The sequence below is a fragment of the Bacillus sp. FSL W8-1141 genome (genome assembly GCF_038593205.1).
Classification (GTDB): Bacteria; Bacillota; Bacilli; order Bacillales; family Bacillaceae; genus Bacillus; species Bacillus altitudinis.
In genome coordinates, this window is record NZ_CP151973.1 from 2,582,222 (window position 1) to 2,598,804 (window position 16,583).

General features: G+C 39.7%; 19 protein-coding genes and 1 pseudogene. 3 read left to right on the top strand and 17 right to left on the bottom strand.

Going from position 1 to position 16,583, the window contains the following annotated elements:
* Nucleotides 1–26: 26 nt before the first annotated feature.
* The 6 genes from NSQ52_RS13260 to NSQ52_RS13285 form a co-directional block, all read right to left on the bottom strand.
* Nucleotides 27–557 (bottom strand): hypothetical protein, encoded by a 531-nt coding sequence (locus NSQ52_RS13260; RefSeq protein WP_342473442.1) that lies wholly within the window; start codon nucleotides 555–557, stop codon nucleotides 27–29.
* A complete protein-coding gene (locus tag NSQ52_RS13265; protein WP_342473443.1) occupies nucleotides 554–709 on the bottom strand; it encodes a hypothetical protein in 156 nt (51 codons plus the stop codon). Before NSQ52_RS13265 ends, NSQ52_RS13260 begins: the two co-directional genes overlap by 4 nt.
* Before the next feature lie 108 nt (nucleotides 710–817).
* Nucleotides 818–1,684: an ATP-binding protein gene (locus NSQ52_RS13270; protein ID WP_340959194.1), complete on the bottom strand. Its 867-nt coding sequence runs from the start codon at nucleotides 1,682–1,684 to the stop codon at nucleotides 818–820.
* Nucleotides 1,623–2,483 (bottom strand): phage replisome organizer N-terminal domain-containing protein, encoded by an 861-nt coding sequence (locus tag NSQ52_RS13275; RefSeq protein WP_340959192.1) that lies wholly within the window; start codon nucleotides 2,481–2,483, stop codon nucleotides 1,623–1,625. The genes NSQ52_RS13270 and NSQ52_RS13275 overlap by 62 nt, the downstream gene beginning before the upstream one ends.
* 77 nt (nucleotides 2,484–2,560) lie before the next feature.
* Nucleotides 2,561–2,713 carry a hypothetical protein gene (locus NSQ52_RS13280; protein WP_162837039.1) on the bottom strand — a complete coding sequence of 51 codons (153 nt, stop codon included), beginning with the start codon at nucleotides 2,711–2,713 and terminating at the stop codon, nucleotides 2,561–2,563.
* Between the two features lie 146 nt (nucleotides 2,714–2,859).
* A complete protein-coding gene (locus NSQ52_RS13285) occupies nucleotides 2,860–3,078 on the bottom strand; it encodes a helix-turn-helix transcriptional regulator (RefSeq protein ID WP_047945322.1) in 219 nt (72 codons plus the stop codon).
* A gap of 142 nt (nucleotides 3,079–3,220) precedes the next feature.
* Between NSQ52_RS13285 and NSQ52_RS13290 the strand changes: the two genes are divergently transcribed.
* Nucleotides 3,221–3,640 carry a helix-turn-helix transcriptional regulator gene (locus NSQ52_RS13290; RefSeq protein WP_342473445.1) on the top strand — a complete coding sequence of 140 codons (420 nt, stop codon included), beginning with the start codon at nucleotides 3,221–3,223 and terminating at the stop codon, nucleotides 3,638–3,640.
* Nucleotides 3,641–3,849: 209 nt separating this feature from the next.
* Here the strand turns inward: NSQ52_RS13290 and NSQ52_RS13295 are convergent, their stop codons facing one another.
* The 5 genes and pseudogenes from NSQ52_RS13295 to NSQ52_RS13315 form a co-directional block, all read right to left on the bottom strand.
* Nucleotides 3,850–3,972 carry a hypothetical protein gene (locus NSQ52_RS13295; protein ID WP_259407143.1) on the bottom strand — a complete coding sequence of 41 codons (123 nt, stop codon included), beginning with the start codon at nucleotides 3,970–3,972 and terminating at the stop codon, nucleotides 3,850–3,852.
* A gap of 18 nt (nucleotides 3,973–3,990) precedes the next feature.
* Nucleotides 3,991–5,079 (bottom strand): AimR family lysis-lysogeny pheromone receptor, encoded by a 1,089-nt coding sequence (locus NSQ52_RS13300; protein ID WP_047945320.1) that lies wholly within the window; start codon nucleotides 5,077–5,079, stop codon nucleotides 3,991–3,993.
* Between the two features lie 191 nt (nucleotides 5,080–5,270).
* A pseudogene (gene gerE, locus NSQ52_RS13305) lies at nucleotides 5,271–5,420 on the bottom strand (spore germination transcription factor GerE); the annotation flags it as partial.
* A gap of 206 nt (nucleotides 5,421–5,626) precedes the next feature.
* Nucleotides 5,627–6,943 carry a citrate:proton symporter gene (locus NSQ52_RS13310; RefSeq protein ID WP_017358236.1) on the bottom strand — a complete coding sequence of 439 codons (1,317 nt, stop codon included), beginning with the start codon at nucleotides 6,941–6,943 and terminating at the stop codon, nucleotides 5,627–5,629.
* Between the two features lie 155 nt (nucleotides 6,944–7,098).
* Nucleotides 7,099–7,959, bottom strand: coding sequence for a LysR family transcriptional regulator (locus NSQ52_RS13315; RefSeq protein WP_007501609.1), 861 nt, complete (start codon nucleotides 7,957–7,959; stop codon nucleotides 7,099–7,101).
* Nucleotides 7,960–8,094: 135 nt separating this feature from the next.
* Here NSQ52_RS13315 and NSQ52_RS13320 point away from each other — a divergent pair, with 135 nt between their 5' ends.
* Entirely contained in the window at nucleotides 8,095–9,225 is a 1,131-nt protein-coding gene (locus tag NSQ52_RS13320; protein WP_017367811.1) for a PrpF domain-containing protein, read from the top strand.
* A 143-nt stretch (nucleotides 9,226–9,368) separates the two neighbouring features.
* On the opposite strand, the gene NSQ52_RS13325 is transcribed toward NSQ52_RS13320, so the two are convergent.
* From NSQ52_RS13325 to NSQ52_RS13345, 5 genes are all read right to left on the bottom strand, one after another.
* Nucleotides 9,369–10,085, bottom strand: coding sequence for a biotin--[acetyl-CoA-carboxylase] ligase (locus NSQ52_RS13325; RefSeq protein WP_342473446.1), 717 nt, complete (start codon nucleotides 10,083–10,085; stop codon nucleotides 9,369–9,371).
* Between the two features lie 72 nt (nucleotides 10,086–10,157).
* A complete protein-coding gene (locus NSQ52_RS13330; RefSeq protein ID WP_007501614.1) occupies nucleotides 10,158–10,616 on the bottom strand; it encodes a thioesterase family protein in 459 nt (152 codons plus the stop codon).
* 122 nt (nucleotides 10,617–10,738) lie between these two features.
* Nucleotides 10,739–11,503 (bottom strand): succinate dehydrogenase iron-sulfur subunit, encoded by a 765-nt coding sequence (gene sdhB, locus NSQ52_RS13335; RefSeq protein ID WP_017358239.1) that lies wholly within the window; start codon nucleotides 11,501–11,503, stop codon nucleotides 10,739–10,741.
* Between the two features lies 1 nt (nucleotide 11,504).
* Nucleotides 11,505–13,265, bottom strand: a complete 1,761-nt coding sequence (gene sdhA, locus NSQ52_RS13340) for a succinate dehydrogenase flavoprotein subunit (RefSeq protein WP_008345971.1) — start codon at nucleotides 13,263–13,265, stop codon at nucleotides 11,505–11,507.
* Between the two features lie 37 nt (nucleotides 13,266–13,302).
* Entirely contained in the window at nucleotides 13,303–13,911 is a 609-nt protein-coding gene (locus NSQ52_RS13345) for a succinate dehydrogenase cytochrome b558 subunit (RefSeq protein ID WP_007501622.1), read from the bottom strand.
* A gap of 283 nt (nucleotides 13,912–14,194) precedes the next feature.
* On the opposite strand from NSQ52_RS13345, the gene NSQ52_RS13350 reads away from it, so the two are divergent.
* Entirely contained in the window at nucleotides 14,195–14,638 is a 444-nt protein-coding gene (locus NSQ52_RS13350; protein WP_008345974.1) for a YslB family protein, read from the top strand.
* 132 nt (nucleotides 14,639–14,770) lie between these two features.
* On the opposite strand, the gene NSQ52_RS13355 is transcribed toward NSQ52_RS13350, so the two are convergent.
* Entirely contained in the window at nucleotides 14,771–16,564 is a 1,794-nt protein-coding gene (locus NSQ52_RS13355) for an ABC transporter substrate-binding protein (RefSeq protein WP_096881713.1), read from the bottom strand.
* Nucleotides 16,565–16,583: the final 19 nt, after the last annotated feature.

Sequence of the window (16,583 nt, forward strand, 5' to 3'; positions counted from 1 at the left end):
CTTCCAATTGCCGTGTTGTCGCTTTCTCAAATGGCAACAAGATGCTCTTTTTCTTCATGCTGCTTGTCTTCCTTTCCAAAAACTCCACCTTTACGTGGTTCGATCTTTCCCAACTCTGCTTGATCAAGTATCAGCAACAGGATGTCATCAACCTTGCGTGCTAAACGGTTCGCTATGTGTCTGACCGGTTCATGGTCCTTCCACATCTTCCGAAAAGCTACGATGTCCCTTTCACACCATATAAAATCGTTTTGCGGGCAAGCGTAGTAAACCGGTTGTTGTTCAAACAGCTTGCGTAAATCTCTTTTTTTGTAGCTCATTGTGCATTTTTTGATATATATAGGCTCGTTTGCGCGGACACCGTTCGGACGCTCCTTGATCTTTCCTCTTTTGCTAAAATCAATCATCAGAATTAACACTTCTTCTTCTGGCCTGCGAAACAGCTCGGCCATTTCACTCAAAGACCTGCCTTCGTACCAGTAATCCAAAAATCGTTTGAGGCCAACAATCGTCCATTCAAAATTGAAATCTTCTAATATGATTCTAGTAGCGTTCACTTTGCAATTTCCTTTCTTCGCCCAACCTCTTTATGCACAATGTGCATGGATGCTGCCAGATTCTTTTCAACATGCCGGTAACGAGGGTTCAAACCATTTACTACTAGGATTTTTCTTTCTGAGCGTGTTGGCTTTCTACCGCCTTTTTTCATATTCAGCGCGCCTCCTTATGTTTTTTATATTCGTTCAGACTTATTTCCAGCTGATCTATTAAACTATCAACCTTCTCAGATGTGATTTTGCTCATGTTTTAAACTCCCTTAGAACGGCAATTCTTCGTCTCGCTTATCAAAAGTATCTCTAAACAAAATGTACTTAGACCTTTTCGTCATGCGTGATACAAGTTTGGTGTCGTACATTTGTTTTAATTTGTCCCCAGTTAAATTGGATGTGTAAATCGTTGCTTTATCCTGTCTAGCTGATGTGACTGCATAAAGTATCTTGTGTATAAAGTTGGTGGCTTCACTCTTTGAATGTTCAGATCCCGTCTCAGCCCCTACGTCATCAATCACCAGATAATCCACATCACCTATAAGACCTGTTACATAACCTTGTGTGAATTTACTTTCTTTGTTGTGGAAAGAGTCTTGGATGGCAAAAGCAGCATCCGCAAGGTTTATAAACAAGCATGATTTGCCCATATCCTCAGGGTTGTCTGGATCAGGCGGCACATTGAGAGCTTTAAGTGCGGCATAGGCTAGATGACTCTTCCCCACTCCTGGATGACCCTGCAGAAAAATATTAAACACTTTTCCTTGTTTCAAATAACCGACAAGCTCCATCATGAGGCGTTTGTTTGCCGTTTCCTCAGGCTCGGTCACTTTGTAATTATCAAACGTCGCTTTAGCAATGGTTCTATCTCGGAAGATACTACGCTTTTCAAGCGTGTTGAAATTCTTGGCACGCTGACTAAGTTCAATCTGACTTTCTAAATCTTTTTGGAGCTTCTTTTCATCCGCATCCAGTTCACATCGTGGACAAACAACCTTTCCGTTGAGGATCATCATACGAACAGGCTTTACAACATCTTCATTTCCACGAGTGAACGTGTGTTTATTGCAGTATTCAGAATGGAAGGTCATTCTTGCGTTTAAGGCTCCCGCTGCCACTGATTTGATGCTCTGCACGTTTTATCACCCCCGCACCTTCATTCAGATATCCTTCAAATTTAGTTCCAAACAAAGTCGTTGGCTGCAAGTACTTATTCATTTTGTCGTCTTTAAGCCATTGATTAGTTTTTGTCAGGATCACTGTTTTAAAGTCTTCAAATCTGAATCCGTCATTCCAACGTGCTTTGATTAATCTTTGTGTAGCAGCAGATGTATGTCTGAAAGACTTCCCTGTTACTTTGTTCAAAAGATCAACAATCAGCTTGAATGGAATTTCAGATTCTTGAGTTTCAGGATTAACAGTCGGGTTGCCCGACAATATATCTTTTAATTCTTTATCTATATCTAATTCTTTATCTATATCTGTTGCGTGACTTGCCGTGACGTTGATCGTGACGTCACGTGACATGTTATTTTTTGGTTCTGCAAGACTTAGTTTTTTTCGTTGTTTTTGCTTTCTCAATCGATTCTGTTCCCTAATCTTTTCGAGCGCATCTAGATTTTGATGCTTTTCCCAATTACATATACTGATAAAATTCTGATCATTAATTTCAATCATTCCGAATTTTCTAAATGTATCTAATGCCATGCGAACAATTCCCAATGGCCTTCCAAAGATGTGTGCTAACATTTCGTCTGTATAAGGCACGTTTTCACTTAGATAAATAAAACCAGAAGCGTTAGTTTTTCCTGCTTGAGCAAGTAATTTAACCCATATAATCAACAGAGTGTCAGATTCAGGCATTTGTTCAATGAGTTTAATTTTCTCATCGTCGAACATCTGGGTACTTAATTTCACCCATTTGACTTCCCCCATCGGTTGATCCTCCTATTTTTTTCTTAATTACCTTTTCAGCTTGAGCTTGTCCTTCAAAAAAAGGTGAAACAGAAGTTTCAAGCCTCTTTATTTTTTTTGTTTTTCTCTTTTTTTACTGGAGTGTAGTAAGGTGCGACAGCCTCGGTAAAAAGCTTTTCTCTGTCTTCTGTTCCAAAGAAAATTTCTCCGACAAACAGATTGCTTTTTTTCTTTTTCTTTCTTTGTGCCATAAAATCACCTCGAAACATAATATGCAATGCGGAGGATAGGACTACCCACCAAAAATATTGGTGTTTTTTGTATAAACTCATTCAATATCGAATTTCATAATGTTCCGTACCTCCTCATAATAAATGTTCCTGTAGGAACTTTGTGATTAAAAAAAATAACCAATACTTAAATTCAACTTATTACAGAATTGTAGAACACTCTTAATAGTCGGGTTAATTTTATAATTCTCTATTTTAGAGATATAGGAGCTTGTAAATCCCGTTAATTCAGCAAATTCAGTAATGGACATTTTCTTTTCTGAACGAATTTGCTTTATTTTGTTACCGAAAATAATCTTAAAATCCAAACTTAAACACCACCTCATAATGTTCCTACAGGAACTTACAAAACAAATATAACATCCTGCCTAACGCATTGTAAAGTTGTTTTTCTAATTTTTTTCCCAGAGGAAAAAACATGTTATAATAGTATGTATAAGAAGCACTACAGAAAGGTGATTGCTGTTTATGGATGATATTAATAAAGTCATAGGGCAAAATCTAGCCGATTTAAGAAAAAGCAGGAGTTTAACACTCGCTCAAATATCAGAAGAAATAGGGGTTACTCATAGTTATTTATCGAAATTAGAAGCTGGAAAAATAAAAAAGCCGTCATTTGAAAATTTAAATACAATTGCAAAATATTTTAACGTTGATCTTTCTTATTTCGTAACAAATAAAGAAGAACTTAAAACAATGAGTGATGAAGAAAAAGAACTCGTTTTCTCCAGAAAGTTAAGCCTAGATCTCATTGAGAAGGCAGATATTATAGATAAACATGGTAATAAAATAACAAAAGATGAAAGAGAATTTATGCTTAATGCACTTGAAAATTATCGAGAATCTAAAGCGAAGTTTTTAGGAAGTGCTTCCGTAGAAGAAGAATGAGATGGTTCTTCTTTTTTTGTTGGTTTTGATACCTTTTTAAGTAATTCCTCATAAATAATTGACATAATATCCCCCTAAACAAGAACATATATTCCCATTATATTGTATTTTTTATCTTTTTGAAAGAGTTTCCTGTTTTTAAGATTTTGCAAAACAGGAAACTTCTCTTTAAAACACGAAAGACGTTACCATTTCTGGTAGCGTCTTTTTTACATGCCTACTTTTACATCTTTAGTTTGATAAACAGTTTCTTTTGCTGACATAGTGGTTTGATACCCTGATACAAACAGAATTACACTGGCTAAAATCAGCACTTTAGTAAATTTTTTCATGCATTCACCTCCTGACTATTAGAGTTTATAGTCTAGTTCCAATTTTTGCAACTCTAATTTAGGAATGTTAGCTCTGAAATACTCACGTTTTTCTGAGAAATAGTGAAGTGATAAAAGAATTTTATCTGCTCTAGCTTCTTTAATTCCATCGAATAAGTACGCATATGGTTTAAGACGCTCATCACTATAATAATCAGATAATACACTGTGATTCTTTAATTTACTGGTAAAATCAGAAACGTTATATCTTGAATCTATACTAGCTTTCCAATAATACTGAAGAATTGCAATTTCCTCTTTATTTTGAATAATCTCATCTACTCTTTCTGGATGCTGCTCCATGAGATTTAAAAATATGTTGTAATACGCAATCGATTTTTCATAAGATGTTAAGAAATAAGAGAGTGCCAACAAATGGTTAGCGGTTATCTCATGGCTTTCACTAACTTTATTTTCAAGAAGTGATTTAGCTGCGAGTCTTGCAAGTTCAACATTGTTTTCTTGCTTTAAATATACATTAGCTAATACCTCATCTATTCTTGCACTGAAGCTTTTCCTAAGAAATGGATCTTTGATTTTGGTAATGTATGATCCTGCTTTACTAATATAAAAGTGGGCCATATCGTATTTCCCTAAATTATAGTAACCGTAGGTTTCAAGGATTAATAATAATGCTTTTGCCTCCATGGATTTAAAATTATTATTACGTAACTTACTGATATGTTGCATGTCAAAGTTTCCTCTATAATTTAGAATCCATTTGTAAAGTGAACAAGGTTCCGGTGTAACCGCTGAGTATTCTACAATCAAGTATCTCATAACATCAAACATTTTCTGTGTATAACAATACTCCAAAGCACAAAACAAATATTTTTTATCAATACCGCTTTTGCAGTAATCTCCCATCAACTCTTTTTCTTTCTCTGGAAGTATGCAATTAACAGCCTCTATCACCATCCAGAAAGCAATCTCTTTTCCGGATAAGAATTTGCTCATGTAGCCCTTAGTAATGCCAATTTTTTTTGCGATATCTAACTGAGTCATTTCAGATGAAATTAAACTGTCTTTGAGAATTTCCCCTATTTCTTTTTTTGCAATTACACTCATATGATCACCTTTCAAAATCAATTTAGCACACTAAAGTCGAAAAAGCTGTCATAAATTGTCGAATAAATATGAATTTTTAATAAGAATTGGCGAACTAATGATTGTATTATAATCCATTTGTGGTATAGGTTTACATATGACTTTTGGTGCAATTTTGTTAAATGTTGTTTTCGTTTGTAAAAGGTTTGCTTAGCATTCGAAATATGATTTCGAACAGTCTTTTCGCTAATAAAAAGCTCGCTTGCAATTTCTTTTGTTGTTTTATCTTGGACGAGCAATTCGAATACTTCTCTTTCTCTTTTGGTTAATAGCGGCTTGGATTGAAACTCTTTCTCCTTCAAGTATTGTAACCCTCCTTGCTAAGGTGAGAGCTCTAGTCTCTATAGAATGGGATTCTGTATAGTCGAGATATCATATGCCGGGTACTTGAGGTAGGTGACGTTAAAATCGAGAATTCCCGCAGATCAGCGTCCAATTTCCTCCCCTTCAAACCGCACAAAAAAGGACGAGTCCCCTATAGAGACATCGTCCTTTATCAAACAAGCTTTTAAAATATCGAAATGGCTCCTGTTAAAAGAGCAATAAGTGTTGTAAACAGGGCTGTGAGTACGGTCCATAGCAGTGCGTACTTTTGCAAATCACCAATATCTTTATTCAGCATACTCACAAGCAGTAATGTGGAAGCGACAAGCGGACTCAGTAAATGGACAGGCTGTCCGATAATAGAGGCGCGCGCAATTTCCACTGGATCAATTCCGTAAGCTGCGCCGGCTTCAGCTAAGATTGGCAGCACCCCGAAATAATAAGCATCATTTGAAAGAACAAATGTAAATGGCATACTCGTCAAAGCGACAATGAGTGGAAAAAATGAGCTGTATGAATCTGGAATCATGTAAATGACCAAGTTAGCAATGGACTCCACCATTTTTGTTCCCGAAAAAATGCCTGTGAAAATTCCTGCTGCAAACACAAGGGTAATGACCGTTAAGGCATTTCCTGCATGCGATAAAATCCGCTCACGCTGATCTTCAACTTTTGGATAGTTGATCATAAGCGCAATGACAAAGCCAATGAGAAAGAGTACAGGAATCGGTACGATATCCAATACAAGTGTGACCATGACAGCAATCGTCAGGAAGAAGTTGACCCAAATCAAGTTTGGTCTCTTCATATCAGCTACGCCATCTTCAATTGATGCCGCCAATTCAGGAGAGATCGAGACCTCTTCTTTATACTGAATCTCGGCTACCCCAATGCGCTTCCGTTCTTTTTTTCCAAGAACATACGCTGTAAAAAGGATAAAAAGACCGCCCCCTATCATCGTCGGGAGTAATGGAATGAAGAATTCCGCTGCATCTAAACCAAGTGCAGCAATCGCACGAGTAGCTGGACCGCCCCAAGGCGTCATTCCACTCATAATGCCTAGTGATAATAATGAAATCGTCCCTAAAATCAGTGGGTTCATCCCAATTCTTAAGAAAAGTGGAAGCATAGCTGATACGGTAATCATGTACGTTGTGGTCCCATCACCATCTAATGCAACAAGCATAGACAAAATCGCTACCCCAAAAGCAATTTTGACCGGATCGCCTTTCACAAGACGTAAAATCAGTTTGATCAATGGGTCAAACAATCCAGCATCCAGCATGACACCGAAAAATAAGATGGCAAATAACAATAAAGCAGCAGATGGTGCAACGGTCTTGAGTCCATCAAGCATCATGTCCCCTAATCCGCTGTAAAATCCACCGATTAATGCAAAGATGATTGGCACAACGGTGAGAGCCACCACCGGATGCATACGTTTTGTCATAATAAGAAATGTAAAAGTCACGACCATCAAGATCCCTAAAATAGCTAGCACTTCATATCCCTCCATCCTCTTCTTTACACGATCCACAAGCGCCCCTTTTGCACTTGCGGCCCGAAATGTTAGCGCTTTCTATTTCAAGGATATAATAGCTTTTTTTATAATGAAAATATCGATTTTTTCGTCTATTCAATAAATTTTTTTTATAATTAGCCTTGCTGACTTCTTAAAAACTCAATGAATGCTTTCACAACAGACAAATGAAGGGAATCTGGCTGGTACATGAGCCATGTATCTCTTAAAACAGGCTGTCCATCTTTATACGAAAGACCTTTTACAAATAGCTCATCACTTGGTCTGAGGCAAATTTCCGGGACAATGGCATAACCTAAACCATGCTTCACCATCTCTTTTGATGTATCTTGCCTGTCTGTCTCCATTGTCACAAGCGGAGGCATCGTGAACGTCTCCTGCCACCATCTGTTAATCAATCGTTTTAATGAACTATCCGTGTGATAGTCAATGAGCGGCAGTTTTGGTAGGTCCTTTAGCTGTATTTCTGATTTTGAAATGATACAAAGGCGTTCTTTATCAAGCAAAAATCGCTCTCCATTCCAGTCGTAATCTCCTCTTAAAATCCCTAAATGTACACTTGATGTCCCTAATAAATCCATGACTTTTGTGCTCCATCCTGTGTTCACCATAAATTGAACATGTGGATACTGCTTAGAAAACTCTCTTAAAATTTCCGGCAGTTTATATTGAGCAAAGTTACTCGACACCCCTAGTCGGATCGTTCCTTTGACCTTTTTTTGCATATTGAGCATGCCATCTTTCGTTTGCTGGAGCTGCTTGAGCATGTCATTTGCGTATTTAGCCAAGTATTCGCCCTCTGATGTAAATTCAATGCCTCGTTTTCTTTTAAAGAAAAGCTTCATGTCAAATTCCTCTTCAAGCTGTTTCAATCGATAACTTAAGGCAGGCTGCGAGACAAATAATTTTTCTGCCGCTTTTGTGATGTTCTTCTCTTCATATAACACCTTTAAAAACCGCCAGTCTTTCTCATCCATTGTGTGCCCTCCTTTTGACCTTGTTATAAAAATATTTTATCAGTTTATCTTAAAATAATGTATTTAACTTATTTCTTATTATACTTTACCATTTTGATTAGATAAATAGTAACTAAACAATTGAGGGTGAGAGCAATGAGAAAAGTTCCAATCACAATCATGCGAGGCGGTACAAGCAAAGGGGTCTTCATTCAAGCCAATGATGCACCATATGAACACGATGAGCTCGAAGCATTTCTATTAGACATTATGGGCAGCCCTGACCGGCTACAGGTTGATGGAATCGGGGGCGGCAATTCTTTAACAAGCAAGGTGGCCATTATCGACAAAGCCACTCGTCCAGATGTGGATGTGAACTATACGTTTGCACAAGTCAGCATCAATGAAAGATTTGTCGACTTTAAAGGAAACTGTGGGAATATCTCATCAGCAGTTGGGCCGTATGCCATCATTAAAGGACTTGTCCAAGCAGTTGAGCCTGTCACAACAGTACGTATTCTGAATACCAACACGAATAAAATCATTGTGGCAGAGGTAGAAGTCGAGAACGGAGAAGTAAAATTTGAAGGACAGGCAGAAATTCCAGGAGTGAAAGGAACAGGTTCTCCCATTTATTTATCCTTTGAGAAACCTGAAGGCGCTGTCACAGGTAAAACCTTTCCGACTGGAAACAAAATGGATACGATCCAGACAAAGTTTGGAGAGATTCCGATCTCAATCGTTGACATTGCAAATCCAATCGCCTTTGTCCGTGCCAAAGATATTCAATTAAAAGGAACTGAATTGCCTGAGGAGTTTACAGACGAATTGCTGGATGATTTAGAAGAGATTCGTTCCATCGCTGCTGAAATGTGCCACTTTGCACCAAAAGAACTGGCCACATTACAGTCTCCAGCTGTTCCAAAGCTTGCGATCATCAGCGAGCCTGCTGATTATGTAGATACAAATGGAATATTGAGAAGAGCAGCAGATATGGACATCATCGTTCGGATGTTATCGATGCAAAGACCGCACCAAGCACTTGCCATTACCGGATCTGTCTGTGTGTCAGCCAGCTGTTTCATGGATCAAACGCTTCCGGCACAGCTTTTTCAAGGTCAAGATGATACACTTCGAATTGGTCATCCTGCTGGTATTATGCAAACTGAAATTGATATCTCACAAAACAGAGTGAAAGTCATTCGAACCGCAAGAGAAATCCTAGATGGAGTGGTCTTTACAAAAAAAGACTACATGGTTCAACCTCAAATAAAAAGAGAAGCATAAATGAGACGTCATCATGTCGACAAAGAGCTAAAATGAACTGATTTTAGCTCTTTGTCTTTTTTTCAGTTTGAAGATCTTAAAGCAACTCCGTTCTAACACCGAATGCAACGGTTTGTCTACACACTCATCGAACAAGAAATTGTCTACTTGGGCGGTGCATCAATATCTCCTGCTGAATGGGCTTTTATATGTCCTTGATCATCTTTTAACTGAATATGACCATAACGGTTCACACCACAGCAAATCCCTTCCTGCCATGTTTGCTTTTCACGATCTAATGAAATACGAAGCGGTTGATTCAGCCGATATAATCGTTTGTTATAGAGGGCTATGAGGGCTTCAAATCCTTCCATTTGCCAGCGTGCATGGTATTTTTCAAAGGCCGCTGCCAAATCTTTCACTAGCTGGTCCGCTTTCACCTCAGTCAGTTCTGATAGGCAAACGGTTTTATACGGAACGTGCTCGGGCTTTGTCTCTACATTGATGCCCACACCGATGTAAATGGCGCTGCGGTCTGCTTCAATTAATGTGCCAGATACTTTCGCTTCATTAATCAATAGATCATTTGGCCATTTGATTGCCAGTTGATCCTCTGCTCTCATGAGTGGTTTGAGTACATCATAAATGGCGAGTGCAGTCAGCGGGGCAATCGTTGATAGGGTGGAGATATCTACTGGCGGTTTTACTGTCATCGTGACAGCCACATTCCCTGTAGGCGTTTCCCACGGTCTGCCAAGCCTGCCTCTTCCCGCTGTCTGCTGCCGGGCATATACAGCAAATGAAGGGGTTTCTCCTTGCTGAATAAGCCTTTTCGCTTCATTATTTGTACTATCAATGGTGTCGTATTGAAAAATCTTCATGTGATCTCCTTTTGTTTCTTCTTCATTATGATTCTTTTATTATAACAAAATGAAGCATTCACCCGTGATTCTTTAATGTCGCTGGGCCTGAAAAGTCTCTTTTTCCTCTTCTGTAAACGGTACAGGGGCACCGGTGTCTTTACTTATTTGCACCATCGTGACTGAGCCTGTAAAACACGGTTCTTGCTGTTCATTTTCTCCTAAATAATGAAGGATGAGAGAGCTTGATCCAACCTTTTCTGGCTTTACATACACACGCAGCCTCTCACCGATTTCCACTTGCTTAATGTAATCACATTGAAGGTTTGCCACGACCGTAATCGTCTCTCTCGCTCGCTTCATTCGTTTATCTACAATTCCCGTTTTTTGAAAGAAGGCAATCCGTGCCTCTTCAAAATACACAAACGGGGTGACATTGTTCATGTGACCAAACATATCCGTTTCTGAAAAACGGACGGTTGTTTCCACATAAAAACGAAACGATGCCCTCCACTCTTCAAACGGCTCTTCAATATATGACGGCAGCCTCATTTGATCCACTCCTTATTCGCAAACAAAACGCCTCTCCCGTATTGGAAGAGGCGTTTGTTATGTTTTGCATCCAGCCTCTTGTAAACACTCATCATGATTGGCAAGGAGGACTGAATGTGATGTTATTCTGCGTGATCGCTTCCGAAGAAGTTACGGAAAGCTTGTAAAGTTGTATCTCGGTTAAGTGCTGCAATTGATGTTGTGAGCGGGATTCCTTTCGGACAAGCCTGCACACAGTTTTGAGAGTTCCCGCAGTTTGCAAGACCACCGTCACCCATAATTTCTTCTAAGCGGTCAGACTTATTCATTGCACCTGTCGGATGTGCGTTAAATAGACGAACTTGTGAAAGCGGTGCAGGGCCCATAAAGGAAGACTTATCATTTACGTTTGGACAAGCTTCAAGGCAGACACCACATGTCATACACTTTGAAAGCTCATACGCCCATTGACGCTTTTTCTCAGGCATTCTTGGTCCAGGTCCAAGATCATATGTGCCATCGATTGGCACCCATGCTTTGACTTTTTTCAATGAATTGAACATACGGCTTCGATCAACCTGCAAGTCTCTCACAACCGGGAAAGTTTTCATCGGCTGAAGACGGATCGGCTGATCTAACTGATCAATCAGTGCTGTACATGACTGGCGAGGCTTTCCATTAATGACCATGGAACAAGCGCCACATACTTCTTCAAGACAGTTCATGTCCCAGTTGATCGCCGTTGTTTTTTCACCTTTTTTATTGACCGGGTTACGTCTGATTTCCATGAGTGCAGAAATGACGTTCATATTCGGACGGTAAGGGATTTCGAATTCCTCATCATAAGGCTTGCCATCTGCTGTATCTTGACGTGTGATAATAAATTGAATCGTGTTTTTTTCACTCATCTTATTTCTCCACCTTTTTCTTCGAGTAATCTCGTTTACGAGGTGCAATTAACGATACATCGACGTCCTCATAGTGGAATGCAGGTTTTTGGTTTTTCCCTTTGAACGTAGCCATCGTTGTTTTTAGGAATTCTTCATCGTTTCTTTCTGGGAATTCCGGTTTATAGTGTGCGCCTCGGCTTTCATTCCGGTTGTAAGCCCCAATCGTAATCACGCGTGCCAGCTGAAGCATGTTGTCAAGCTGACGCGTGAAGGCAGCGCCTTGGTTGCTCCATGAAGCTGTATCGTTGATGTTAATATGCTTATAGCGCTCCATTAGTTCTTCGATCTTCTGGTCTGTTTTTAAGAGCTTCTCGTTGTAACGAACCACTGTAACGTTATCCGTCATCCATTCTCCAAGCTCTTTATGAAGCACATATGCATTTTCTGTGCCATCCATGCTAAGGATGTTGTCCCATTTCTCCTGCTCTTTCTTCACGGCACTGTCGAATGTTGCAGATGATAAATCTTCTGCAGACTTTTCAAGACCGCTAATGTATTTCACAGCATTTGGTCCAGCAACCATTCCGCCGTAAATCGCAGAAAGCAATGAGTTTGCACCAAGTCTGTTTCCGCCGTGCATAGAGTAATCACATTCTCCGGCAGCAAACAAGCCCTTGATATTCGTCATTTGATCATAATCAACCCATAATCCGCCCATTGAATAATGAACAGCCGGGAAAATTTTCATCGGAAGCTTACGCGGGTCATCACCCATGAATTTCTCATAGATTTCAATGATTCCGCCAAGCTTAATATCTAGCTCTTTCGGATCTTTGTGAGAAAGATCAAGGTATACCATGTTCTCTCCGTTGATCCCAAGCTTTTGCTCAACACATACGTCGAAAATTTCACGCGTTGCAATGTCACGCGGTACAAGGTTCCCGTATGCTGGGTACTTTTCTTCAAGGAAGTACCAAGGTTTTCCGTCTTTATATGTCCAAACACGTCCACCTTCACCACGAGCTGATTCACTCATGAGACGCAGCTTGTCATCTCCTGGGATCGCTGTTGGGTGAATTTGAATGAATTCTCCATTAGCATAATGAGCACCTTGCTGATAAACGATCGATGCAGCTGATCCGGTATTAATCATAGAGTTCGTTGATTTACCAAATACGATGCCAGGACCGCCAGTTGCCATGATGACAGCATCTGAACGGAAGGATTCGATTTCCATTGTCGTCAAGTTCTGTGCGACAATGCCTCGGCATACTTCCTCGTCATCTAAGACAGCGCCAAGGAATTCCCAGCCTTCATATTTCGTCACAAGCCCCGCTACTTCATAGCGGCGAACCTGCTCATCTAGTGCGTATAATAACTGCTGACCTGTTGTCGCACCAGCAAATGCTGTACGGTGGTGCTGTGTTCCCCCGAAACGGCGGAAGTCCAGTAATCCTTCTGGTGTTCTGTTAAACATTACACCCATACGATCAAGTAAGTGGATAATGGACGGCGCTGCTTCACACATTGCCTTTACTGGCGGCTGGTTAGCTAAAAAGTCTCCGCCATATACCGTGTCATCAAAATGCTCATAAGGTGAATCTCCTTCACCTTTTGTATTGACCGCTCCGTTAATTCCGCCCTGTGCACAAACAGAATGCGAACGTTTCACAGGTACGATTGAAAATAGTTTAACAGCTGTTCCCGCTTCTGCTGCTTTGATAGTTGCCATGAGACCAGCTAAGCCGCCTCCGACAACGATGATGCTAGAATTACTCATTGTAGCCCCTCTCCCTCTTCTACTAATCTATTTCCTCTTAAACAAAAGCGAAAATTGCTCTTAGCCCTACATATGAAAGCGCTATAAATATACCTAATGTCACATATGTGGAGATTCTTTGTGAGCGTGGTGAAACTGTAATTCCCCAGCTGACAGCAAATGACCACAAGCCATTAGCAAAGTGGAAAATAGTAGATAAAACGCCGACAATATAGAAACCTAGCATAAATGGAGAGCTTAAAATATTCGCCATCATGTCATAGTTTACTTCAGCTCCAAGCTGCGCTTGTATGCGTGTTTCCCATACGTGCCAAGTGACAAAAATCAATGTGATGATACCTGTAATCCGTTGCAGTCTGAACAACCAGTTTCTTAAGTAACTGAAGCGAGACGTGTTGTTTTGTGCCGTAAAGGCTATGTACACCCCATAAACAGCATGATAGATCAGTGGTAAGAAAATCACGAACAGCTCAAGTGCATATCTGAATGGAAGCTGTTCCATAAAGTGTGCAGCTTTGTTAAACGCCTCTGGTCCATTCGTCGCAAAGTGGTTAATCACTAAGTGCTGTACTAAAAATAGACCGACCGGAATGACGCCAAGCAAAGAATGCAATCTCCGATAAAAAAATTCTTTGTTCCCCGACATTACTTTACCCCCTAGTAAAAAAAGTGCAATTGCTTGAAAATTGTCTTACCCCCGCTTCTTTCAATTGTAAGCACTTTATTCAAATTTATTGACAATTTCATTTTACTCCTATGTCAAAAAAGCGTCAAGAAACCGCGTACATAAATTAAAATTTTCCGAAATTTAAAAGTTTTAAATCAAAATTCGTTTTACTACAATAAGAATTTCTTAGACTTCAGGGAAAACTCTGTCATCATATGCCCACATAAGCTATAATAAATTGTTGAAAGAGGGGAGCCATACAATGAATAAATTCGAATCTAACTTAGAACAGCTAAAAGAAATTGAAGTCAATGGATTTGCCTACGAGCTGATACGCGAAGTTCTGCTGCCTGACATTCTTGGTCAGGATCATTCATCTATGATGTATTTTGCGGGTAAACTGCTTGCTCGTAAATTTCCTCAAGAGTCATGGGAAAAGATCCCCGAATTTTTCCATGATGCCGGATGGGGAACTCTCACGATGGTCCATTCTAAAAAACAGGAAATTGAGTTTGAGCTCGAAGGTCCACTTGTATCGAATCGACTCAGCTATCAAAAGGAGCCATGCTTTCAAATGGAAGCAGGTTTTATCGCTGAACAGATTCAGCTTCTCAATGAGCACGTGGCTGAATCCTATGAACAAGTAAAAAAGCGTGCTGATAAAGTCATTTTAACCGTTAAATGGGATTTAAGAGACCCTAGCTAACACTGCTTATGAAAGGCGAGGACTTCGTGTCACGCCTTTTTTATATACCCTTCTATCATAGCATACACACAGAAGCTGGATTTCCTTTCATCAGAAAAACATCTACCCCCATTCGGAGTAGATGCTCCTTGTTCATTTTTTACTTTTTTGATATGTCGTTAAGTATCCCTTCACCTTTTCTGCGTCTGGCTTTAACTCATTTTTTGTTTCGACAAGCGGACTGACTGTGGATGAAGCCTTGTTTTTATGACCTTGATAGAAGTTGACGAATTCCTCTTGATTGATTGAGTAAAGGATGGCTTTTCGTAATTCTTCACTTTTTGCCACTTCGCGTTTAGATGTGTTAAATAATAGATAAGCAACCGCATTGCTCTGATTTTTTTGCAAGGCGAGCTTGCTGTCTTTCTCGACCACATCATATTTTGTTTCAGGAATACCATTAAAAATATGAATTTCACCATTTCGAAGTGCAGACAGTGCACTATCAGGATTTTCAATAAATCGAACGGTGACTTGAGAAATGTTTGGCTCGTTCTCTGTGCCTTTCATATATGCAGGGTTTTTATAAAAAACGGCTTCATAATCGTTTTTATACGATAAAATGTATGGACCACTCGCAAACAATTGATTGTTATACATTTTTCCTTCCGTGATTGTACGCTGATCACCATATGGGATATCCTTTGCTGGATCAAAGGCATCCATATCATATGTGTTTACACGCTCTATCTGTTTCTTAGAAACAATTCCTGCTGATTGATGGGCTAAATAATTTAATACTTGCGGGAATGGCTCTGTTGTCGTGATCTTGACCACTTGATACGCACCTGCTTGATTGTCTGCATCTTCTTTATCTTTCACGAGCTTTTGCACCTTCTGTTGCACATCTTTTTCTAATTCTTCTTTGATCGTACCGCCATTACCAGATGTTGCTTTCAGTTCAGATAGATCGGTAACAACCTCTGCGCTTTGAATATGCTCATGCAATGAGTATGTACGATGGTCTGGTACTGCGTTTTTATCCTTCGCTCTGTTCAGCGAAAAAACCACATCATCTGCACCTACGCGTTCACCCGAATCCATCGCTTTTTTATTCTCCACCTTTGCAAAACGGATATCGTCTCTTAATAAGAAGTAATAATGTGTTTTATCTTTTGCTGCGGCATGATTCCAAGAAAGTGAACCTTTTGATGTGACTTTATCATCATCTGTCAAATTCACAAGTCTTACATACATATTTGTATTCAGTGTATTAATTGATCCATCATTGCCTTTGATCGGATCAAGCGATGTAAGGGAAGCCAGTGCCTGCTGCGTGATGAGCGGATCTTTATTTCTTTTGGATGAATCGTTAAAATCAATTGATTCCCATGCAACTGCCCGAGATTTAGCTAGACGAACGGTCTTCTCATTGATCACACCTTTGTTCACACCTTGAGCTTTCAATGAATTGTAAAGCGGCGCAATATAGGCCTTATCAAAGACGAGACGCTTTTCTAATTCTTGATACGTTTGAATGTATTCGACAGGCGTTTCTGTTGCTGCTTTGTCAATCAATTGATCGATTTGTTTATCTGACATGATGCTGTTATCAGCACCGGTTTTAAACAGGCCACGAACCGCATAATCAGGGTTCCCCGTCACAGTCGTCCAACTCGAAAGAACAATGTCATAATTCCCGGCATCCTTTTGAGCTGTATAGCTGCCATAATCAGGCTGAATATTGAGTTTTACTTTAAATCCACTCTTGACCAATTGATCTCGAACAATATTCAGGTCATCTTCACTGCTACTCATTCCAAGTAATTCAATGGTTTCTTTCGACGCTTGACTACCTTCTTCATTTCCTACACTTGACTTCGTATTGACACAGCCTGCTAATACGAGAAGCAATATGATGAGCAATGGTAATACACTTTTTTTCATAATATTTCCCCCTTGTGTT